This window comes from Flagellimonas aequoris (assembly GCF_003584165.1).
Taxonomy (GTDB): Bacteria; Bacteroidota; Bacteroidia; order Flavobacteriales; family Flavobacteriaceae; genus Flagellimonas; species Flagellimonas aequoris.
Genome location: NZ_QXFJ01000015.1, coordinates 273,258 through 295,706 on the forward strand (window position 1 = coordinate 273,258; position 22,449 = coordinate 295,706).

The 22,449-nt window shown below is 43.4% G+C and carries 17 protein-coding genes; 14 read left to right on the plus strand and 3 right to left on the minus strand.

Going from position 1 to position 22,449, the window contains the following annotated elements:
• Positions 1-31: 31 nt before the first annotated feature.
• The gene (gene folP, locus D2U88_RS06895; RefSeq protein ID WP_119639598.1) at positions 32-865 is read right to left on the minus strand and encodes a dihydropteroate synthase; all 834 of its coding nucleotides are present in this window, start codon (positions 863-865) and stop codon (positions 32-34) included.
• A 94-nt stretch (positions 866-959) separates the two neighbouring features.
• On the opposite strand from folP, the gene D2U88_RS06900 reads away from it, so the two are divergent.
• The 7 genes from D2U88_RS06900 to D2U88_RS06930 all read left to right on the plus strand — a co-directional run bounded on the left by D2U88_RS06900 (position 960) and on the right by D2U88_RS06930 (position 5,751).
• Positions 960-1,502, plus strand: coding sequence for a DUF1599 domain-containing protein (locus tag D2U88_RS06900; RefSeq protein ID WP_119639600.1), 543 nt, complete (start codon positions 960-962; stop codon positions 1,500-1,502).
• On the plus strand, positions 1,499-2,593 hold the full coding sequence (locus tag D2U88_RS06905) for a BT_3928 family protein (RefSeq protein ID WP_119639601.1): 1,095 nt from the start codon (positions 1,499-1,501) through the stop codon (positions 2,591-2,593). The genes D2U88_RS06900 and D2U88_RS06905 overlap by 4 nt, the downstream gene beginning before the upstream one ends.
• Before the next feature lie 37 nt (positions 2,594-2,630).
• Positions 2,631-3,026 carry a four helix bundle protein gene (locus D2U88_RS06910; RefSeq protein WP_119639603.1) on the plus strand — a complete coding sequence of 132 codons (396 nt, stop codon included), beginning with the start codon at positions 2,631-2,633 and terminating at the stop codon, positions 3,024-3,026.
• Between the two features lie 35 nt (positions 3,027-3,061).
• Positions 3,062-3,811 carry a triose-phosphate isomerase gene (gene tpiA / locus D2U88_RS06915; protein WP_119639605.1) on the plus strand — a complete coding sequence of 250 codons (750 nt, stop codon included), beginning with the start codon at positions 3,062-3,064 and terminating at the stop codon, positions 3,809-3,811.
• An 8-nt stretch (positions 3,812-3,819) separates the two neighbouring features.
• Entirely contained in the window at positions 3,820-4,653 is an 834-nt protein-coding gene (gene prmA, locus D2U88_RS06920; protein WP_119639607.1) for a 50S ribosomal protein L11 methyltransferase, read from the plus strand.
• Between the two features lie 22 nt (positions 4,654-4,675).
• Positions 4,676-4,951 carry an ATP-dependent Clp protease adaptor ClpS gene (locus D2U88_RS06925; protein WP_119639609.1) on the plus strand — a complete coding sequence of 92 codons (276 nt, stop codon included), beginning with the start codon at positions 4,676-4,678 and terminating at the stop codon, positions 4,949-4,951.
• Positions 4,952-5,148: 197 nt separating this feature from the next.
• Positions 5,149-5,751 (plus strand): hypothetical protein, encoded by a 603-nt coding sequence (locus tag D2U88_RS06930; protein ID WP_119639610.1) that lies wholly within the window; start codon positions 5,149-5,151, stop codon positions 5,749-5,751.
• A 15-nt stretch (positions 5,752-5,766) separates the two neighbouring features.
• Here the strand turns inward: D2U88_RS06930 and pdxR are convergent, their stop codons facing one another.
• Complete coding sequence (gene pdxR, locus D2U88_RS06935; RefSeq protein WP_182859116.1) at positions 5,767-7,278, minus strand: MocR-like pyridoxine biosynthesis transcription factor PdxR; 1,512 nt, start codon at positions 7,276-7,278, stop codon at positions 5,767-5,769.
• Between the two features lie 344 nt (positions 7,279-7,622).
• Here pdxR and D2U88_RS06940 point away from each other — a divergent pair, with 344 nt between their 5' ends.
• The 5 genes from D2U88_RS06940 to D2U88_RS06960 are packed head-to-tail and all read left to right on the plus strand — an operon-like array spanning position 7,623 to position 16,417.
• Positions 7,623-10,700 (plus strand): SusC/RagA family TonB-linked outer membrane protein, encoded by a 3,078-nt coding sequence (locus D2U88_RS06940; RefSeq protein WP_119639615.1) that lies wholly within the window; start codon positions 7,623-7,625, stop codon positions 10,698-10,700.
• A gap of 20 nt (positions 10,701-10,720) precedes the next feature.
• Positions 10,721-12,331: a SusD/RagB family nutrient-binding outer membrane lipoprotein gene (locus D2U88_RS06945; RefSeq protein ID WP_119639616.1), complete on the plus strand. Its 1,611-nt coding sequence runs from the start codon at positions 10,721-10,723 to the stop codon at positions 12,329-12,331.
• Positions 12,332-12,349: 18 nt separating this feature from the next.
• A complete protein-coding gene (locus D2U88_RS06950) occupies positions 12,350-13,510 on the plus strand; it encodes a hypothetical protein (protein WP_147378546.1) in 1,161 nt (386 codons plus the stop codon).
• Positions 13,511-13,541: 31 nt separating this feature from the next.
• Positions 13,542-15,089: an N-acyl-D-amino-acid deacylase family protein gene (locus tag D2U88_RS06955; RefSeq protein ID WP_417935275.1), complete on the plus strand. Its 1,548-nt coding sequence runs from the start codon at positions 13,542-13,544 to the stop codon at positions 15,087-15,089.
• A 2-nt stretch (positions 15,090-15,091) separates the two neighbouring features.
• Positions 15,092-16,417 (plus strand): fibronectin type III domain-containing protein, encoded by a 1,326-nt coding sequence (locus D2U88_RS06960; RefSeq protein WP_182859117.1) that lies wholly within the window; start codon positions 15,092-15,094, stop codon positions 16,415-16,417.
• 71 nt (positions 16,418-16,488) lie between these two features.
• Here D2U88_RS06960 and D2U88_RS06965 read toward each other — a convergent pair whose 3' ends face one another.
• A complete protein-coding gene (locus D2U88_RS06965; protein WP_119639623.1) occupies positions 16,489-18,096 on the minus strand; it encodes an amidohydrolase family protein in 1,608 nt (535 codons plus the stop codon).
• Positions 18,097-18,408: 312 nt separating this feature from the next.
• Here D2U88_RS06965 and D2U88_RS06970 point away from each other — a divergent pair, with 312 nt between their 5' ends.
• Both D2U88_RS06970 and D2U88_RS06975 read left to right on the plus strand, forming a co-directional pair.
• Positions 18,409-21,102 carry a TonB-dependent receptor gene (locus D2U88_RS06970; protein WP_235855737.1) on the plus strand — a complete coding sequence of 898 codons (2,694 nt, stop codon included), beginning with the start codon at positions 18,409-18,411 and terminating at the stop codon, positions 21,100-21,102.
• Positions 21,103-21,134: 32 nt separating this feature from the next.
• Entirely contained in the window at positions 21,135-22,433 is a 1,299-nt protein-coding gene (locus D2U88_RS06975; protein ID WP_235855738.1) for a DUF4249 domain-containing protein, read from the plus strand.
• Positions 22,434-22,449 lie beyond the last annotated feature (16 nt).

A 22,449-nucleotide genomic window follows, 5' to 3' on the forward strand; every position in this document is an offset into this window, starting at 1 on the left:
GTAAAAATAGCAAAATTAGGAGAACAAAAAATCAGAGGACATTTGCTTTCAATGCTTCCACAAGTTTAACACATTCCACAGCTTCTTTTACATCATGGGCCCTAATAATATTGGCGCCTTTTAATAGGGCTACGGTATGCAGGGCAGTGGTGCCGTTCAAAGCCTCTTGGGGCGTTGTCCCCAATATTTTATAGACCATGGATTTTCGGCTCAAGCCAATCAAAATGGGCAAACCAAAGGTTTGGAACAGGTCAAGGTGGTTCAACAGGGTATAATTCTGTTCCGTGGTCTTGGCAAAACCAAACCCTGGATCAATAATCACATTATTGATTTTGAGTTGAGTGGTTTGCGCTATTTTTTCAGAAAAGTAGTAACGCAAGTCTTTGATCAAATCTTCGTAAACGGCTTCTTTTTGCATGGATTGTGGCGTTCCTTTCATATGCATCATGATATAAGGAACCTGATGTTTGGCAACCGTTGCGAACATTTCCGGGTCCAAATTTCCTGCAGAAATATCATTGATTATAGCCGCTCCATGGACAATGCTTTTCTCTGCAACCTTACTTCGGAAGGTATCTATGGAAATCAGGGTACCGGGAAAATGTTTCAAGATGAGGTCCACAATAGGAATCATCCGTTTCAATTCTTCTTCCTCAGGAACATGCTCGGCGCCCGGTCGGGAACTGTAGGCGCCCATATCCACAAACGTGGCTCCATCATTCAGCATGGTTTCGACTCTATTTAAAATGGAGCTTTCGTCCTTGTACGATCCTCCATCAAAAAAGGAATCGGGGGTAAGGTTCAAAATTCCCATCACCTTGGGCGTGGTGAGGTCGATCAAATTGCCTTTGCAGTTTATGGTCATAAAAAATACCTGCTTTGTTGGGTTTCATTATCTTTGGCAATGTGCATCCAAGCACATTCAATTGGACGAAATTTACGCAAATTAGCAACAATACATGCAGCAGACTTCCCAACAATACGATGCGGTAATCCAAACCTGCCGGGAATTGTTTTCGAAAAAAGCACAAGATTATGGGACCGCTTGGCGCATCTTGCGACTTCCATCGCTGACGGACCAAATTTTCATCAAGGCGCAGCGCATCCGAAGCTTGCAACAAAACGCAGTAAGAAAGGTGGATGAAGGGGAGCAGTCCGAGTTTATCGGAATCATCAATTATGCCATCATGGCCTTGATCCAGATTAAAAAGGGAGTCGTGGAACAACCCGACCTTACTGCGGACGAGGCCATTGCCCTGTATGATGAGGAAGTAGCCCATACCAAAAAATTGATGGAAAACAAGAACCATGATTATGGGGAGGCTTGGCGCGATATGCGGGTAAGTTCTTTAACGGATCTGATCTTGCAAAAAGTGTTACGCGTAAAGCAAATAGAAAACAATCAGGGAGCTACCTTGGTGAGTGAGGGTGTGGATGCCAATTATCAGGATATGGTCAATTATGCCGTGTTTGCTCTAATTCATTTAAGCGAAGAAAAATGAAGTATCTAGTTTGGATTTCAAGGGTCATCGTAGGGGTACTCTTCATCATCAGTGGTTTGATTAAGTTGAACGATCCCATGGGCTTTTCGTTCAAGTTGGAGGAATATTTTAGTCCCGGAGTATTGGACCTTCCCTTTTTAACACCATTGGCTTTGGGTATTTCGGTGGTCTTGGTCATTGTGGAAGTGATTTTAGGTGTATTGTTGTTATTAGGTTTTAAGCCCAAGTTTACGGTGTGGAGCTTGTTATTGATGATTGTTTTCTTCACGTTCCTGACCTTTTATTCTGCCTATTTTAACAAGGTGACCGATTGTGGATGTTTTGGCGATGCGGTAAAACTTACGCCTTGGGAATCGTTTACGAAGGATGTGGTGCTCTTGGTGTTAATTCTGGTTTTGTTCTTCGGAAGAAAATATATTCGCCCCTTATTGGACCCTAAAGCCAATTGGATAGTTGGAGGTGCCACTTTATTAGCTTGTGCCCTGTTCGCCAACCATGTGTTGAACCACTTGCCATCCGTGGATTTCAGACCTTATAAAATTGGAGCAAACATCCAAGATGGGATGACGGTACCAGAGGGTGCCCCACAACCTATTTTTGAATATGCATGGCGATTCAAGGTGAACGGGGAAGAAAAAATTGTGGTGACCAATGGGGATTACCCATCAGTGGATGGCGAATTCATTGATGTGGAAACCACAGAGATCCAAAAAGGATATGAACCGCCCATACATGATTTCACTATTGAAAAAGAGGGACAAGATTATGCTGCTGAATTGTTGGATGAGGACAAACTGGTGATGGTGATTGCCTATGATTTGGCCAAAAGCCACTACGATGCTTTTTCCGAAGTGGCCAAAGTTGCCAAAAAGGCCAGAGAGAAAGGGTATAAAGTAATAGGTATGTCGGCCTCCAGTGATGAAGATGCTAATTTCATAAAGTCGAAATATAGTTTGGATTTTGACTTTTATTTTACAGACGAGACAACCTTAAAGACCATTGTACGTTCCAACCCTGCTATTTTGGTACTGAATAGGGGAACCATTCAGCAGAAGGTACATTACAACGATATTGAAGAAATTGAGTTATAGTGTTTGTTGTTTTTCCGTTTAAAGGGTTTGACAAAGCATGGGTAGAATAGATAGATTTGAGGATTTGGAAGTATGGAAAATTTCGAGGGAATTATGCCAATTGGTTGAGCAACTTTTTCAAACTACTCCATTGGGAAATAACCATGCCCTAAGAAATCAAATGGAAAGAAGTTCAGGTTCAATTATGGACAATATAGCCGAAGGCTTCGGTAGAGGAGGGAATAAAGAGTTTCATAATTTTTTGAGTTTTTCCAAAGGATCTTGTGCTGAATTAAAGCCCCAATTTTATCGTTCGATGGATAAAAAATTGATTTCCGAAGACGATTTTAATACTGCTTCGAATATGGTGGAACATTGTACAAACAAGATTGGAGCATTCATGTACTATCTTCGAAACTCGAATATTAAAGGTCAGAAATTCAACAGCAAATAATAAACACCAAACAGTAAAACATAAAAACAGAACACATGAGAACAAAAATAGTGGCAGGAAACTGGAAGATGAACAAGAACCTTCAGGAAACGGAAGCGTTGCTGTCCGAACTATCAGCGATGCTGCCCGATAGCAATGCCGAAATAATTGTAGCCCCCACTTTTGTGAACCTACAAGCGGCCATTAATTCGCTGCAAAGCTCAACCATGAAAGTAGCCGCCCAGAATATGCACTTTGCCGAAAGTGGTGCGTACACAGGCGAAATTTCTGCTGATATGCTTCTTAGCTTGGGGGTTGACATTGTAATACTTGGGCATAGTGAGCGTAGAGCCTATTTTGGTGAGGATGATGCCTTGTTGGCCAAGAAAGTAAAGACCGCCGTGGAAAAAGGACTAAAAACCATTTTCTGTTTTGGCGAAGAGTTGGAAGATAGAAAATCCGAAAACCATTTTTCCGTTGTGGAAAGTCAATTAAAAAATGCCCTATTCGATTTGGATGCCAGTGCTTGGAAAAGCATCATTTTGGCCTACGAACCCGTTTGGGCCATCGGAACGGGTGAAACAGCTTCACCGGAACAGGCGCAGGAAATGCATGCCTTTATCCGAAAAACCATTGCTGATGCCTACAACGCATCTGTAGCGGATGATGTTTCCATTTTGTACGGAGGTAGTGTAAAACCGAACAATGCAGCAGAGATTTTCTCCAAACCTGATGTGGATGGTGGATTGATCGGAGGAGCTTCTTTGGTGGCATCTGATTTTGTGGCTATCATCGAGGCCATTTAGCAAAAGGTATGGCCATAGTTTATTTGGAATACAATTTTAAGATTGTTCCCTTACAACCTGCAACCGATATTTTGATCGCGGAATTGGGGGACGCCGGTTTTGAGAGTTTTGTGGAAACCGAAGAGGGTCTTCTGGCTTATATTTTAAAGGAAGAATGGAAGGAAGGCCTATTGGACGATCTGTTTGCCTTGCAGCACCCTGATTTTAAGATTTCATGGACCAGTACCGAGATTGAACAACAGAACTGGAACGCGGAATGGGAAAAGAACTTCCATCCGATACAGGTTGGGGGGCGATGCATGGTGCGAGCCCCTTTCCACGACCCGATCGATGTGGAATTTGATATTGTAATCGAACCCAAAATGAGTTTTGGAACAGGTCATCATGAAACCACCCATATGATGCTCCAGCATATTTTGGACCATGATTTTGAAGGGAAATCCGTACTGGATATGGGTTGCGGGACTGGGGTACTGGCTATTTTGGCCAACAAGAAAGGCGCAACTCCTGTAGAGGCCATTGATATTGACGAATGGTGCGTGATCAACACCCAAGAAAATATAGAAAGGAACGCCTGTCCGACCATTCATGTGGAGCAGGGGACCAGTGATTTATTGACTGGCAGAAAATACGATGTTATTCTGGCCAATATCAACCGGAATATCTTGCTGGATGACATCCCCGTTTATGCGAATTGCCTCAACAAAGGGGGTGCTTTATTTCTAAGTGGATTTTATTTGGAGGATTTGGATGCCATTTCTGCAAAATGTGCGGCCCATGGTTTGGAATTTGAAAAAAAACTGGAGAAGAACAACTGGGTTTCAGCAAAATATGTAAATTAGAAAGACATAAACTCTACGGAACATGGGCACTAGAGAAAAAGAACTGGAAGATGTCCTTCTTGAGGAAGAGACTGTAAACCAAAATGAAATTGTACTTTTCAATGATAACGTAAACACTTTCGATCACGTTATTGAAACCTTGATAAGTGTTTGTGAACATACCCCGGAGCAAGCGGAACAATGCTCCCTAATTGTACATTACAATGGTAAGTGTACGGTCAAGACAGGGGAATATACATATCTCAAGCCTAAGTGCACCAAATTACTGGAGGCAGGCCTTAACGCCGAAATCGTGTAGTAGTCCAATCCCATTTATCCTTACCCAAAGGCGAGGATATGCTTTGCCAAGTTCTTTAGGATTTTCTGAATGACCATTGTTCAAGTCTGTTTAAAAAATCACAAATTCTTTACATGAAACCCTAGGGACGTAACGTCCATAAACATAATTTTGATTTTCAACCGAAACCAACCAACCAAAATTCTCCTTTTTGATTTATGAGCGAGTTTTTTAAGGCCGAACTGAAAGACCGTTTTTTGGAATACGCCTTGGAACGAAGTGATTATTTCGAGATTCAGACACTTTATGATGAGTTTCTTAGACCCAACTACAGTCTACAATTTGTGGAAAAATTGGTTCGAGAGATTTTGGATTATGATCCCAATCTAATGGATGTCATGAGCGGGAATGGTATGGAAATGTTCATGCTGGCCTCCACCCCGAGTACCCAGGATTTTTTGGATGAGGGCGGGTTTATGGACATGTATGTTAAGGAAGAGGAAAAGTGGGATGTTTTTTTGGACCAGTTGTCGAGCACCCGAAAATTGACCAAGGACGAAAAAAAACTCATCAAGAAAAGTAACCCCGTACTTAAAAGGGAAAAAACACTCCTCATTCTGCTCATTTCAGCCATTACCATTAGTTTTTTGTTCACCTTGGCAAGTATTTTCAAAGAGACCCTTTTGGAACCCGATTATGTTCCTGCCGACGAGTTTGAACGAAAAATACAACAACTGCAGGAACAATATATTCAAGAGAACCAAAGACTTCAATCTGAGTTAAAGCAAGCCGAGCGAGCTTTGGACTCCCTAACAAAATAATATTTCGATTAAACCTTAATCGGATAGTTTTTCATTGTCTTTTGAATACTTCATGGGATGGGTATGTAGCTTTGTGATGATCGCGCCCATTTTATAAAGCGTATCCTTGATCTGTTTAGGATTTACGGAACAAAAGCCCATGACCAATCCGTTTTTATCAGTAGGGTGTACGTAATATTTGCTCAATGCGTGGGCAAGGATATTGTGGTTCAACAATTCCTTTTCCAACTCAACATCTTTGATTTCTCCCTTTATATGGCCTATCACATGTAGACCTGGGTTGGAGGTGTCCAGATAAAAGTGATTTCCCAAATAGGTATTGAAATGTTCCACAAATATTTCCTTTCGTTCTTGGGAGACTTCCATCACGTTCCGCAAATGTTTGTTTAAATAATCCCTTTCAATGAAAAGGCTCATGGCTTTCTGGTTCTCTCGCGAAACAAATCTGCTCGACTGGCGGTAAAGAGCCGTTACCGCATCCAACAGATAATACGGAACGATCATGTAGCCCAATCGCATGGAAGGGTGGATCAATTTATTGAAGGTGCCCAAATAGATGGTCCTTTCCTGTTGGTCCATCCCAAATAAGGAACCCAATGGTTTTTCCCAATTGCTGAACTCATGGTTATAGTCATCTTCAATAATGAAGGTTTCTTTTTCCGAGGCCCATTTCAATAGTTCCTTTCTTCGGGCCATACTCATCTTGATGCCGGTAGGGTATTGACAAGACGGAGTAGTGTAAACAAATTTTGGTTTTACGCAGCTTATTCCATTTAAATTAAGCCCCTCCGCGTCCACTGGGCCGGCAAAAATCTTTGCCCCCAAACTTCTAAAAAGACCATGCGCCATAGGGTAGGTGGGGTTTTCAACAACCACTTCATCATCAGTTTCCAGTAGGATGTTGGATACCAGATACAGGGAATGCAACGATCCCGTGGTCACGATGATCTGCTCCGGGTCACATTGAATGTCGCGATAGATTTTCAGGTAATTGGCCAAGTTGTTCCGAAGACATTGCAGCCCTATGGTGTTGCTGTATGACAACTCGGACGGTGTGATGAACTTCCAATAATCATCAATGAGTTTTTTCCAAAGTTGCACGGGAAAAATATCCAGAGGAGGAAGCCCCGGTCTAAAAGCGACCCCCTTATTGGAATCCTCACCTGGCCAATGCGCATTTTCACAAAAAGCCTTTCCTCTGCTGGATAGGGAGGGATAGTTTCCCTTTGGCGCAACCGATGGGATTTTAAGTTTTAATTTTTTGTTCTTCGGACATAGCACATAGTATCCCGATCCTTTTATTGCCGTAATATACCGCTCTACCAATAATAGATCAAATGCCTTGAGTACCGTACTGCGGGAAATACCCAAATCATTGGCCAATACCCGAGAGGGCGGCAACTTGGAATCCGGCTCCAAGAACCGATTAAGAATGGCTCTCTTGAATGCGTCGTATAGACTTAAATATATGTGAGGTTGGGGTTTGGCATCCAAGGAAAAGCCATTTCTGATAAGAAGGCCTTTCATGTTGAAATGCATAATTGGTATGCTAAATCTGATAAGATTGGTATGCTGAAGGTAGATGTTTATCCTTTAATTTTCAGTTTTTTAACATAAAGTTCACTATGAGAATCCCAAATCTTACACTCCGAACTTTACTTGTCCCGATAATCCATAAGCAAATTCTTATGAATTGTTCCGGGATGGTAAAAGTGATCCAACCCTATCCAGTTATCCCGATTCCGATATCCTCAAAAAGGCTAAGAAAATTCAACCGTCAACACCCCTAGATGGTTAATAGCAAAGGGTTTTGTTCATTCAGATCCACCATACTTCAAATCTTACCCAAGAATACTTAAACGAAATTGATTATGTTGAAAACCCGATTCTTATGTTTATCCATGGTATTGTTCCTTATGGGGATGGTACATGGTCAAAGACAAGTAACAGGAACTGTTGGGGATGTCAATGGACCGCTGCCAGGAGCAACGGTTTTGCTCAAAGGAACAGCTGTTGGGGTCACCACCGATTTTGATGGCAATTTTGCCATTACCCTTCAAGAGGGGCATGATACTTTGGTTTTTAGCTACATCGGGTACCAGGCCAAAGAAATCATTGTAGGTCAGCAATCGGTATTGCAAGTGATCTTGGAAGAAAGCACCCAATCGCTTCAGGAGGTAGTGGTCACGGCACAGGGGATTAAAAAATCAAAGAAAGCTTTGGGGTATGCCATCGCCAATGTACAATCCGAAGAAGTAGAAAAACGGCCTGAGGCAGATTTGGCCCGGACCCTACAAGGTAAAGTAGCCGGAGTTTCCATAACACCGGCCGATGGGCAAACGGGCTCCTCATCTACCATCCGGATCAGGGGTACCGTTTCCCTTACCGGGTCAAATGCTCCGCTGATCGTGGTCAACAATATTCCCTTCAACGGGTTGTTGCGGGATATCGACCCCAACGATATTGAAAGCATCAGTATTCTAAAGGGATTCAATGCTTCCGTTCTGTATGGTAGTGAAGGACGGAACGGGGTCATTTTGATTCAGACCAAAAGTGGTTCGGCCAAAACAGGGGACGCCAGTACTACAGTTACGTATTCCTCAACCGTGTACACCAATACGGTATCCCAATTACCTGAATTCCAGAACACGTATGCAAATGGTACGGAGGGCATCGAATTCAACCAAACGATCATTTCAAATTTTGGCCCGGCATTTTCCACTTTGGGTGAGGTGCCACATCCGTATGCAACTATGGCGGATATCTTTCCAGAGTATGCGGATAAAACCATAAAAATTGCAGCCAAACCTAACAATGTTAGGAATATTTTCAGGTTGGGAATCGGGACTACTCACTCCCTCACATTGGCAACCACTCGTGAAAAATTGGGGTTCAATCTTTCAGCTGGGTATACAGATGAGCAGGGTATCATTGCGAATAACGATCTGAAACGCTTTAATCTTTCTGTGGGAGGAAAGGTCCAATTGATGAAGAAACTCAACCTTTCGGCCAATTTGGGATATTCCACCCGAAAAGTAAACCTGGTGAACGATGAGGATATTTTCAGTGTGGTGTATCATTTGCCCCGATGGATCGATCTGACCGAGTTGCCATACCAAAATCCATTGACAGGGGGGGCGGTATATTATCGGAACGATACCAATCCCCTTTGGATCTTACACAACTCTGGTAATTATGATGATAAAGTGAGGGTTTTCGGGAATTTCACCGCCGATTATCAATTGGCTACTCCCTTGAACGTAATCTATCGGGTTGGTTTTGATAGTGAAACCTATTCCGGTTTTGATTATTCCAACAAGGGTGGGTATGACGGGGATTATCTGTATGGATATTTGAACATTGGGGATAGCAAGGAAGTAGTGGTGAACCAAACTTTAATGTTCAATTTTAACCAGGATGTCATCAAAAACCTCAATTTGGAGGCACAACTCGGCATCAACTCCCAATTGACCCGATATGCAGGGAATTCATCCAACTCGGACGGGCAAATTGTTTACGGATTTTTGAGACCGACCAACTACACCACCACGGAGGCGGATTATGGCACATCACAAGAAAACTTGGCGGGTGCTTTCGGGCAGTTGCAATTTGCTTACAAAAACTATTTCTATGCTACCTTTTCGGGAAGAAATGACTGGGGCAGTACCGTAGAGGTCGCCAATCGAACCTTGTTCTATCCAGGGGCTTCGTTTTCCTTCATTCCTACTTCGGCATTCAACTTTGGTGGTGAAACCGTCAATTATTTGAAATTTAGGTATGCTTATGCTACCTCTTCTGGTTATCCGCCACCCTACCGTACCCGAAGCACTTTGGTTATCGATCCATTGCGTTTTGCAGCCCAGGATGGTGTGTATCCCGTCACCAACCGATACAGTACCCGTTATGCCAACCTCAACTTAAAACCTGAGTTGCACAAAGAAGTGGAGGTTGGTATGGAGGCCAAGCTTTTCCATAATCGGGTCACATTGGAAGCATCGGCCTACATGCGAGTTTCCAAAGACCAAATTGTGGAATCCCGTTTAGCACCTTCTTCGGGATATGATGATCAATACATCAACTTGGGAAGAATAGATAATGAAGGTGTTGAGGTAGACTTGGGGGTTGATATTTTTAGGGGTCATAATTTTAGATGGAACCTCAGGAACATTTTTACCGCTGATGAATCTTTAGTGGTGCAGACTACCCCAACCGGTGCCGATATCTTTATCACCGAGGACCGATATGCTGTGGAAGGGCAACCCTTTGGGGTCATCAAGGGGGATTATGCCCTTCGAGATGAGGATGGCAACCTATTGATCAGTGGTAATGGTTCCTCTACCCGGGTAGGGGAGGTCATCACCAGTGATGATGTTGGGTTGGATACCAAGGTGATCGGCGATCCCAACCCCGATTGGAAACTAACGACCATCAATACGTTTGGATATAAGGATTTTACCCTTTCGGCCCAGATGGAGTATACCCACGGTGGGGAAATTTATTCCAGCAGTGTGGTGAATATGCTGCAGCGCGGCTCCGCCAAAGAGACCGAGAACAGGGAAGGTACCTTTATCATTCCTGGATACTTAGCCGATGATGACACAGGTGAACCTTTGCTCGATGCCAACGGAGATCAAATCCCTAACACGATTCAATTGAATGCCAGCAGGGTAGGATATTCCAATTACTACAATGCAAACGACCTTGGCATGTGGGACACCTCTATTTTCCGGTTGCGGGAGGTTTCCTTGGGATATACCCTGAAACCGATGAAAGGTCAAAAACTGCCTTTTAAGAAAATGGATATTACCCTTTCAGGAAGAAACCTTTGGTACAGGGCTCCCAATTTTCCAAAGTATGTGAACTATGACCCGGAAAGTGACGGATGGGAAGGCGATAGTACAGTGCCATCTACCAAAAGGATTGCCTTTGGCGTATCGGTAACATTTTAACCCAATCAAAAGATTAAGAAATGCGTAGAACAGGAAAACTAATTGGAAAAATGGCTTGTGTGTCCCTTTTGATCTTTGGGTGCGAGGTTTCCAACTTCGATTTGCAGGAGAATCCAAATTATTTGACACCCGAAAGTGCCGATCCCGAATATCTGTTGAATGAGATTCAGTATCGATTCCAGCATTTTATGGGCAATATGATCTTGAATACCGATGACGTGATGCGCTACGAGGCTATGACCGATACTTACCCTTCCATTGTTTCGGTGGATGTGCTGGACGGCAGTTCCAGTAAGGAATGGGAAGGTTATTATGAGGCGTTGAACAATTCCAGGACCATTTCTGAACTGGCCGAAGGTGACGAAACGCTGTTGCTCCATAATGCTATCAATAAATTGTTGGTGGGGTATATGACCATTACCATGGTGGATTATGTAGGGAAGATACCCTATTTCCAAGCGGTGAATCCATCCGAATTTCCCAATGCACGATTGGATGATGGGGAAGATGTTTACCTGAGTGTTTTAGAGGACATCGACCAAGCCATTTTGGACATTGAAGCATCGACTTTCAAATTTTCTACGGACCTTTTTTATGCAAGCGATAAGGATAAATGGATTGCTTTTGCCCGTTCATTGAAGTTGAGGATTTTGGTGCAGACACGGTTGAATAGCTCATCTATAGGTATTGCCAATCCGGTTGCGGAGATCAATGCACTTTTGGAGGGAAATTTGATCGATACAGAAGAGGAGGATTTTCAATATACCTATGCCAACGTAGTGGAACCCGAAAGCAGGCATCCCTATTTTCAAAGAGGGTATGTGAGCGATTTTGGGCAGTACATGGGCAACTATTTTATGTACATGTTGAAAGACTCAAAGAGCCAAAAAGACCCCCGAATCCGATATTACTTGTATCGTCAGGCGGCTGCCGACCCGTTGATCATACCCTACACCACCTGCATGGATGAACCGAATGTAGTGTACTGCTATCTCGGGGAATATTACAGGGGATTGGATCATGGGGAGAGCCGAACAGGTTATGGCGACAATAAGCAAAGGACCGTATATGGATTATATCCAGCAAGTGGCGCCTTTGATGAAGACCAATTTATAACAGCATCAAAGACCACAAATTTGAACGGGACCGGAATCCTTCCCTTACTCACTACTTCCTTCGTAAAATTTTTGTCAGCAGAATCCGCATTGACCCTTGGAACGAATGGCGATCCGGCCGAACTTTTGGAACAGGCTATACGGGCTTCCATGCACAAGGTAATGGCTTTTGGAAATATAAAATCGGATTTTTTAGCTACAGACGAGAGTGTGGATGCCTATGTGGAAGAAGTATTGACCAATTATGCCAATGCAGCATCGGATGAGGAAAGATTGGATATCATCATTACGGAATACTATTTGGCAGCATTCGGGAATTCCATTGAGGCTTACAACGCCTACCGACGGACAGGTTATCCTTCGAATATAGAAGTGCCCATTGATGATAACAACCCCACCTTTCCCCGGAGTTTTCCCTATTCGGCCGATGAGGTACAGGTGAATCCTTTCATCAAGCAAAAGAAAAATACGGAACGTGTTTTCTGGGATACCAACCCCGAAGGTTTCATTAAATAATCTGAAAACCATATGACCATGAAGAAGAATTTGAAAATTATTATCGGTTTAGTATTGGTTTTGGGTTGTACAAAGGATTACAACACATTGGAGGACATTACTTTTCACGGTGGATATATTGCCTTTACCCAGGAGCCTGATTTAAGTTTCAATATTTTGAAACTCGACACCGAGTCCTTTACCGGTACCCTGTATGACCCTAATGAAAATGCTACCAATTACACTTTAAAAGCAATATTTGGGGACTTGGAAACGGAAACATTGGTCAATATCAGTTCCTTTCCTACCACTATTTCGTTCACGATTCCTGAGATTCTTGCCGAATTTGGGTTGACCATTGACGACGTTGGACTGAATGATAGAATCACCTTTGTGGCGGTGGTTACTACCCCAACAGGAATATTTGATGGACGGTCACCAAATTATGACGTCAATAATATCAATCAGGGTGGTGATACTACCGATAGGTTGAAATTTTCTGGTCATCACAACGCCATGGAATTTTCCTTTACATTTTTTCAACCCGAGGGTGTAAAAATCCGTGGTACCTCCTTTGAAGAGGTTCCTGTTGGTTTGGAGGATGATGTGTATGTGCGGAATGGGGGTAACGATGAGACGATTGATCTTGTCAATGGAGAAAACCCTCCCTTTGTGGATTACGTGGCAAAGGGTACGGGAAAGGATGATGAATTAGGATTTGATTCCGAATACATTGCCATTACGGATATCAGCACCAGCAGTCTAGGCTTTTCCGAAGAGCGTATCGGTGTCGTGTCTTTACTGGAAGATTATGAGGCCTATCCTGATGGGGTACAAGGGTTCCATTCTGAGGATGCAGATGGTGCCATTCGCATCACCTTTGATACCGTGAATGTGCCCAAAGGGCAGGAGAATTCCGGGGTTTCATTTGAAGTGTTCTTTGGGGTTACCAGTTGGGAAGAATTGGATGGCCTCCATGCCTATGCCAACATTACCACTGATGATGGTAGCGAGGTTTTGGAACTGGCCAGTGTTTTCAGCAATGATACAGAAACAATGGCCGGTCAATGGCTCAAAATAGACAGTGGTTACAAGAAAGGAATACGCTCCTATCAATTGGTCATCCAGATACAATCTGGAGCAACTGCGGAATCTTTTGATCTGGACAATGTTATTGTTTATGAGGCCCAGGATGAATAGGTGTCAATTTATGTATTTGGTATAAATGCGTGTGAAAAGAAATATTCTATTGGTGTTGGTTGCTGCAATGCTGAGCAGATGTACCCCTGCAACGGGGGAGATGGATATTTTTATCAAGAACGGGATTGTTTATGACGGCATCGATTCTCTGCCAAAATTGGTTTCTATTGGGATAAAAGGGGATAGGATTGTGTATGTGGGCAATCAAGAAAAAGAGGATATTCCGACAAGGAGAACCATTGATGCCCAAGGCTTGATCGTTGCGCCAGGTTTTATAGATACACACACCCATGCCGATGTGGAACTGGGAAGTCCAAGCGAATCCGATAACAAACCTTTCCTTTTTCAGGGGATAACGACGGTTGTGGTAGGGAATGACGGTAGTAGTTTATTTCCCATTTCCAAATACAGTAAGATTTACGAAGATCAAGGAATTGGAACCAACGTGATTTTTTTGGTCGGACAGGGAACAATAAGGGAACGGGTAATGGGAAAAGTAGACCGAAAGGCTACGCCAGATGAGGTGTTGAGCATGCAGGATTTGGTGAAACAAGAAATGGATGCAGGAGCCTTTGGCATGTCAACAGGTCTTTTCTATGCTCCGGGCAGCTATGCTACGACCCAAGAGGTTATTTCCTTGGCCAAGGTAGTATCAAAGAACCACGGTATATACGATACTCATTTAAGGGATGAGGGATGCTATTCCATTGGGTTGGTAGCGGCTGTGGAAGAAGCCGTAGAGATAGGTGAAAAGGCAAACATACCAATCCATATTTCCCATATTAAATGTTTGGGAAGAGAGGTGTGGAAACGGAGCGACTCGATAATCAAAATTGTTGAAGAAGCCAATAAAAGGGGAGTGGAAGTGACGGCCAATCAGTATCCTTACGAAGCAAGTGCCACAGGATTACAGGCGGCCGTGGTCCCCCGATGGGCAGAAAGCGGAGGTAAGGATTCCTTGTTCATTAGATATTCCGATCCAAATCTTAAGCCACGGATATTGGAAGGGACCAGGCAAAATATCGAACTACGCGGAGGTCCTGAAAAACTGTTGATAGTCAATTCAGAGTACGAAGCGTATGAAGGAAAAACCCTTGGGGAGCTGTCTGAATCCATGGAATTGAACCCTAACGAAGCGGTATTTGAGATTCTGAAAAAAGGGTATGCCAGAGTAGCTTCTTTTAGTATTGACCCATATGATATTGAAAATTTTATGCAACAAGAGTGGGTGGTAACAGGATCTGATGGCAATACGGGTCATCCAAGAAAGTACGGTGCATTCCCGAGAAAGTATAAGAAGTATGTTAAAGGAGGTACCATAAAACTATCGGATTTTATCAATCGCAGTACCTCGAAAACGGCACAGATTCTTCGTATCCCTGATCGCGGTGCCATACAGGTTGGCAATTATGCGGATATCATCATTTTTAATCCTGAAACTTTTGGTGACCGGGCAGACTATCAAAATCCCTTTCAATTATCCGAAGGTTTGGAGTACAGTATCATCAACGGAAAAATATCGGTGGAAAATGGAGGGTACACTGAAAAATTGAATGGAAGAATTTTAAAAAAAGAATGATTATGAAAACCGAGTCCTATCTTAAAAACCTACTGAAAGCATATTTACTCATGATGATTGTGGGGAGCATTTCCTGTTCCTCCAATAATGATGGGAACGAACCGATTGAAGTAGACAATGAATCGCCTTCCAAGCCAATTGGCCTTACGGCATCAAACATTACCCAGCGTTCCTTGGACCTGATCTGGGAACCTGCAACCGATAATGTAAAAGTAAAGAACTACTGGTTGTACCAGGACCATGAGTTTTTGGTGGGTTCAGGAAAAGCTTCGTATGCATTGGAAGGGTTGGATCCCGGTAGAACCTATACTTATCAAATTCAGGCCAATGATGCCGCAGGCAATGCTTCGGAGCTGAGCGACCCCTTGGAGGTTTCAACCATGGAACTGTTGACAGCAGAACTTCAATACGATTCTGGAAACCTTGAGGTTTATTTGGGAGCCCTAATGGACGCCGTTCCCGGAGTTTCAGGTAATAATTACAAGGTGCCGACAGATAATGATCTAGATCAATGGGGCCTCATCATTCACGCCATCTTGGAGGACAATATTGAAGAAGCCGTGGCACAAGCAGTCTACTTAAATTATCAAGTTGTGGAATTTACCGATACGGAATCCACACCCAACCAAGTATACTATATTTTAAAGGAGTTTAGCATCCGAACCAATTATTGGGGAACTTTTGTATTCAGTAAAACTCCGAAAAAGCAAAATTTGGTGTTGGCTGCGCCCCATATTTTACATGACCAGAATACAGGGTATCAGGCCGCCTATGTTTTTAGGCAGAACGTAGCCAAGGCCCTATTCATCAGCGGGGCCCACAGGTGCAATCGGGAAGAACCTACAGAATGTTCAGGTACTACAAAAGCTTGTAGTTCCAATTATGCCCCATATAGAGTATCCGATGTTCCCCATAATATTTATTCCACATTTCAAAGAACCACGGAGATCATGTACAATGAATTGCCAAGCAGTGTTTTTGTACAACTGCATGGGTTCTCAAAGGAAGCTTCCGATCCCTATGTGATCATGAGCAACGGTACAAATAAGACCCCATCCAAGGATTATGTGTCCCTGATTAAAAATGCACTGTTGGAAGAGGACAACACCTTAACCTTTAAAATCCCCCATTTGGATGCCAACTGGACCCGGTATGCGGCATTTGATAACACCCAAGGTCGTTTCATCAATGGGTCGCCAAACCCTTGTAGTGTGGAGGCAACCGGAACTACAGGTAGGTTTGTGCACATTGAACAGGAAAGTTCCAAGCTCCGTGCGAGCAAAGCAGGATGGGAAAAGGTCAGTAACGCATTGGGCAAGGTATTCTAAAAAAGCTGCGGCGCATGAGAATGCGCCGCAACTTTTATAATCGAAATTTTGAAGGTGGTGAGCCTTGGAAATTATCCTTTCATTCCAGGTTGTAGGATTTTGTAATTGCCCTTTGCCTTTGCTTCATCCACTATTTTTTTGACATCTTCCAACAATTGCTTGGCATCATATATAATACCATCTTTGATGGTATATTTGACACCGCCTACTCGGGCTACGGTATTGTCTTCTTGAAGTTTAATGGCTCCTGTTCCGTATAGGACCTTAAGGTTTTCCAAGGGATTTTCCTCAACAATGACAAAATCGGCCAATTTGCCCACTTTAATGGTGCCAATCTCGCTATCCATGCCCAAGGCTTCGGCTCCGTTCAGCGTGGCTGCCTTGATAACTTCCAAGGGATGGAAGCCCGCTTCACGCAATAGTTCCATTTCCCTAGGGTAAGCAAAACCGTATAGTTGATAGATGAACCCCGCATCGGTACCGACGGTCACACGACCTCCACGGTTTTTGTACTCGTTCAAGAAAGTCATCCAAAGTTTATAATTCTCCTTCCATGCAATCTCCTGTTCGGTTCCCCAAAAATGCCAATATGATCCATGGGACTGTCTGCTAGGGGCATAAAAATCCCAAAGGGAAGGCAGTGTGTACATTTCGTGCCATTCCGCACGGCGAGCTCGCTGCAAATCCCGGTTGGCCTCATAAATGACCATAGTGGGAGATATAGTAAAATCGAGGGAAATAAGCTCATTCATGACCTCATTCCATTTTTTGGAATACGGTTTGGCAGCTTGTGCCCAGAGTTGGCCGGCTTCCCCGAAACGGTCTTGCTCGTTTTGATAGTTATAGTCCAGGGAATAGTTTTGAACGGTTCTATCATCGAACATGGCCTCTGGCAGCCCGTACCAATGTTCCATGGAAGTCAGTCCGGCCCGGGCACTGTTCAAAACGTTCCAACGACCCACATACAATTGGGCATGATGGGTTTTGGAGCGAAGCCCCAATTTTTTGTTTTCCTCCAAAGCCGCTTGCATGACCTCTGGGAGTCCACCACCAAATTTGATGCCGTCTGCACCTTTTTTGGCATTTTCCCGTACCCATTCCCGTGCGGCCTCGGGTGTGGTGATATCACCTCTACCTTTTTCGCCGTTCAAACTGCTGCCAAACCAAGTATAGGCCTTGATTCTTGGAGCGGTAATCTCATTTTTTTCACTTTTCTTTTTTTGGTCCAATACCCAATCGATTCCGTTGCCCGAACCTGGATCACAAATGGTGGTTATGCCATGTGCCATCCATAGTTTGAAGACATATTCCGCGGGAGTTCCTTGTGTGGTACCGCCAATATGGGCATGGGTGTCCACAAATCCAGGTAAAAGGTACATTCCCTCTGCATTTAGCTCTTTGCCTCCGGGTTTTAATTTGGGTCGTCTGTCAGGATTGATATCCATCCCGGGAAAACCTACCACTTGGATAGAAGCGATCCTGTTGTTCTCCACCACAATGTCGATGGGGCCAATGGGAGGGGAAAGGGTGCCGTCGATGACGGTGACACCTCTAATAATGAGTTGGGACCAGGGTCCCTCCCCTTCGCTTCGGGGTGGGGCTTTTTCAATTTGGGCATTTGTATGAAGCCCAAATAGCAGGCATGCTAGTAAAAAAACTTTGGTTTTTAGATCTTTCATATTGAATGGATTAGTTAGTTGTCATTTGGATCATTGGATTAACAATTTTTTGGATAGAATAATCCCTTCTGATGATTCTATATTTTTTTTCAATGATATTTTAAGGATGTTCAAATATCAATGGAGAGAACAAAAAATTGACATGCTAATTTAAGTAACCTATTAATTTTTTGTTAAATTGTAGCAAGCTAATTCAATAAACCATTGACATTTTTTCTTAAACCTTTTTCTTTTTTAGTAAAGAAAGGAAGTTTATTTGCCTTGTTCCTAGTGGCGCAATTAACTTTCTCGCAAAATGCGCCAATAACTATTTTGGGCGATTCAAAAACTTCTGCCGATTTCTTCACGGAATTGGAGGAAAAATCCGGTTATTCCTTTTTCTATCTTGATGATTGGATTGAAAATATAGAGATAGAGCAAAACTTTCAAGAAGCCACAATCACTGAAATCTTGGATTCTGTTTTATCGGGTACGCAATTAAACTTTTATGTATCGGAGGAAGAAAAACGGATTTTCTTGCTACAGAACGGTATAATATATGACGATTTACCCTCGGGATTTTTTGGGAGGCAGGACTCAATAGTTCAAGGCCAAAATACAATTGGCACCCAAAACGCCCCACCTCCTGCTTTTTTTGCCGAAACCAATGTTCAAACCACGGACAGGTTGCCGTTGGTACGTATAGGGAAAGCGGACAGACAGGATTTGAGGGAGTCTTATTCGTTATCTGGTAAGGCAATCAATGCGAGGACAGGAGAACCTATTCCAGACCTTGCCATCAGGATAAAGGGTAGGGGAACAATGGCCATTACGGATGAACAGGGGAACTATAACATGGAGTTGCCTGCCGGTTACAACGTGATTACCACAAGTGCCATGGGTATCAAGGACTTGGAAAGGGAAGTGATCATGTACAATGATGGCAGTTTGAACCTGGATTTAGGCGAAAGCTTGGAGCAGTTGGATGAAGTTGTGGTGGAAGCGGATGCCGTGAGCAATGTTGAAGAAGCCATTACGAGTAGTGAGGAAATAGAATCAGAAGAATCCAAGAATATCCCCTTGGTACTGGGGGAACGGAATATTTTGGAAGTTGCGAAGGCCTTGCCCGGAATTTCATCTGCTGGTGAGGGAGCATCAGGATTGAATGTGCGTGGCGGGAAAACAGATCAGAACCTAGTTCTTTTAGATGATGCCGTAATTTACAATCCCACCCATTTTTTCGGCATTTTTCAGGCCCTTAACCCCTTCACCACGGAAAAGGTGAACATATACAAAGGAGCGGCACCCGTTGAGTTTGGGGGACGGCTTTCTTCCGTGTTTGATATTGAGACCAAAAACGGCAATGTGGAAAAAATATCAGGAGAAGGTTCCATCGGTCCGGTTACGGGCAATTTGGCATTGGAAATCCCACTAAAGAAAGAAGCATCCTCCCTGGTGATAGGTGGAAGGGGTGCCTATGCCGATTGGATTTTACGCTCCTTGGATGATGAATCCCTGAGCAATAGCGAGGCTTCCTTCTTTGACGGAATTGTAAAATATCACCATAGGTTCAATGAGAACAGCGAGGTTAGAGGAACTGCCTACTACAGCAAGGATAATTTCAGTATCACCTCTGATTCACTATACAATTACAGTAATAGACTGTTTTCCGTTCGGTGGGCCCATAAGTTGAGTGAAAGGACCAACGGTGTTCTGACCGCAGGTAACAGTGACTATAATTTTGGAATTGATTACGAAAGCGAAGGCAATAATGATTTTGAATTGGATTATGCCATCAATGAATCCGAACTCAGGTATAAACTGAGGACCCGTTTAAATGAAGGGCATGCGTTGGATTATGGTCTGTCTGCAAAATATTACTCGGTGAATCCAGGGAGTATCGAACCTAAAGGAAACGACTCTAATGTCGCCCCTGTGGATATTGAAGATGAACAGGCATTGGAAGGAGCGTTGTTCCTAGGAGACGAATTCAAGGTTTCAGACAGACTGTTGTTGAGTTTAGGGGCCAGATACATGTTCTATGCGGCCATGGGCAAGGCTACCCAAAACACCTATGAAGAAGGTGCGCCACGAAACGAGACCACGGTTCAGGATACCATCAGTTATGGAAGTGGGGAATTTATCAAGACCTACGGTGGCCCAGAGGCAAGGATTTCCGCCAGGTATCTTATAACGCCTGATTTTTCGGTAAAGGCCAGTTTCAATAATGCTTATCAATTTATCCATACCCTTTCAAACAATACAACCGTGTCGCCCATCGATACTTGGAAATTGTCCGATTTGAACATCAAACCCCAAAAGGGATATCAGGCCACCTTGGGATTTTATAAAAACTTTGAGGAGAATATGTATGAGTTAAGCTTGGAGGGATATTACAAGCGTATGGACGATGTGCTCGATTTCAAGACCGGGGCCGATCTTTTGCTAAACGAGAATGTAGAGACCGAAGTGCTGCAAGGTAAGGGAAAGGCTTATGGCGTGGAATTTTTGCTGAAAAAGAATAGGGGCGATTTCAATGGTTGGCTCAGCTACACCTATTCCAGGTCATTGTACAAGTTTGATGGGGATTATCCTGAAGAGCAGATCAACAATGGGGAATTTTTCCCATCCAATTTTGACAAACCCCATGATGTCAGTTTGATTGCCAATTACAGGCTTACCAGAAGGTTTAGTTTTTCGATGAACTTTGTGTACCAGACAGGTAGACCGGTAACCTATCCAATAGGGACCTATAGGTTCAATAATTCGGATTATGTGATTTTTAGTGATAGAAATAAATATCGTATCCCGGACTACTACCGATTGGATTTAGGAATCAACATAGAGGGCAATCATAAAAAGAACAAGTTGGCCCATAGTTTTATTACCATTCAAGTATATAATGTATTGGGACGTAACAATCCTTATTCTGTATTTTTTGTTACAGAAGATGGTGAGGTAAAGGCATTGCAAAGTTCAATTTTTGGGGTGCCCATTCCCTCCATAACCTACAATTTCAAATTCTAATGAAAGTGAGGGGAATGATATATAAGATAATTATGCTCCTTGTTCTTATGATAGGCGTAGGGGCTTGTATTGATGAGCTGGATATCGAGACTCTTGGAGGGGACGATGCTGATGGAATGCTTGTTGTGGAGGCCGTGTTCACCAACGAGATGAAGACCCAAACAGTGTATTTGAGCAGGAGCGATAATCGATTGGATTTGGAAACCGATACAACCTATAATAGGTATATTCCCGTAGGTACCCGACCTTATGATTCAGTGGTGGTCGAGACGGGGGCCTCTGTAAAGGTATTGGGGGATAACGGTACGGAATTTATTTTTACCGAAGGTCAAGAGGGGAGTTATTTTTCCAATACCCCTTTTGCCCTTGAGATGGGCGTGGATTACATTTTGGAAATAACGACCAGTTTAGGAACGGCCTATACTTCTAAAAAAGTTGGGGTGACAGGCACCTCTGAAATCACCAATGTATATGCGGAAAGAACCACAAGCAATAGTGGCGTGGACGGTGTGGCTATTTATGTAGACAGTGAGCCCGGGTTGGGCGCTTCGGAATACTATAGGTATACATACGACGAAACCTATAAAATTGTGGCACCTATGTGGAGCCCTGTCGATTTCAAGCTGACCAATTACGATCCATGCGCACTACCGGAACCTACTTATGATTTGGAAATCGTTCCTAGGGAAGTCCAGAATCAGGTTTGCTATAATACAGTATCCTCCAATACTATAGAATTGGCGAGTACTGCCGGAAATCCGGGTTCTAAGGTCTCCAAGCAAATGGTTCGGTTTATCGGCAGGGACAATTTTATCATTTCACACAGATATAGTATCCTGGTTAAGCAACTTGTACAGTCGGCCGATGCCTATTCGTATTATAAAACATTGAAGGGTTTTTCGCAATCAGAGGATATTTTTTCCCAAGTACAGCCCGGCGCCATTTATGCCAATGTAAGTCGAAAGGATGGCAAGGATGAGGATGTATTGGGATATGTGGAAGCGGTGGGCGCCACAGAGAAGCGTTTGTTCTTCAATTTTGAAGATTTGTTTCCGGGAGAGGAACTTCCGCCGTATCCATATGGTTGTGGCCTGGAAACTGCTCCCGAGTCCCATTTATCCCGTTGTTATGCCGGTCCGACACCTCCTGAGAGCTGTCCGCCATCGGTAATAGAGAGGGTGGATCAAGGGCTCATAAACTATTATGCACCTTATAGCGAATCGCTGGTACCGAACAGTTCGTGCCCAGGTCCTTATGTTTTTGTGACAAGGGTTTGTGGAGATTGTACCTTATTGGGGGCCAATGTGGTTCCGGATTTTTGGGAAGAATAAGAATGATTAACGGATT

Coding starts and splice junctions, on each gene's coding strand:
- D2U88_RS06975 (WP_235855738.1), top strand. CDS start 21,135: ATGCTCCTTGTTCTTATGATAGGCGTAGGGGCTTGTATTGATGAGCTG.
- D2U88_RS06945 (WP_119639616.1), top strand. CDS start 10,721: ATGCGTAGAACAGGAAAACTAATTGGAAAAATGGCTTGTGTGTCCCTT.
- D2U88_RS06910 (WP_119639603.1), top strand. CDS start 2,631: ATGGGTAGAATAGATAGATTTGAGGATTTGGAAGTATGGAAAATTTCG.
- D2U88_RS06905 (WP_119639601.1), top strand. CDS start 1,499: ATGAAGTATCTAGTTTGGATTTCAAGGGTCATCGTAGGGGTACTCTTC.
- D2U88_RS06900 (WP_119639600.1), top strand. CDS start 960: ATGCAGCAGACTTCCCAACAATACGATGCGGTAATCCAAACCTGCCGG.
- pdxR (WP_182859116.1), bottom strand. CDS start 7,278: ATGAAAGGCCTTCTTATCAGAAATGGCTTTTCCTTGGATGCCAAACCC.
- D2U88_RS06925 (WP_119639609.1), top strand. CDS start 4,676: ATGGGCACTAGAGAAAAAGAACTGGAAGATGTCCTTCTTGAGGAAGAG.
- D2U88_RS06950 (WP_147378546.1), top strand. CDS start 12,350: ATGAAGAAGAATTTGAAAATTATTATCGGTTTAGTATTGGTTTTGGGT.
- prmA (WP_119639607.1), top strand. CDS start 3,820: ATGGCCATAGTTTATTTGGAATACAATTTTAAGATTGTTCCCTTACAA.
- D2U88_RS06965 (WP_119639623.1), bottom strand. CDS start 18,096: ATGAAAGATCTAAAAACCAAAGTTTTTTTACTAGCATGCCTGCTATTT.
- folP (WP_119639598.1), bottom strand. CDS start 865: ATGACCATAAACTGCAAAGGCAATTTGATCGACCTCACCACGCCCAAG.
- D2U88_RS06960 (WP_182859117.1), top strand. CDS start 15,092: ATGAAAACCGAGTCCTATCTTAAAAACCTACTGAAAGCATATTTACTC.
- D2U88_RS06940 (WP_119639615.1), top strand. CDS start 7,623: ATGTTGAAAACCCGATTCTTATGTTTATCCATGGTATTGTTCCTTATG.
- tpiA (WP_119639605.1), top strand. CDS start 3,062: ATGAGAACAAAAATAGTGGCAGGAAACTGGAAGATGAACAAGAACCTT.
- D2U88_RS06930 (WP_119639610.1), top strand. CDS start 5,149: ATGAGCGAGTTTTTTAAGGCCGAACTGAAAGACCGTTTTTTGGAATAC.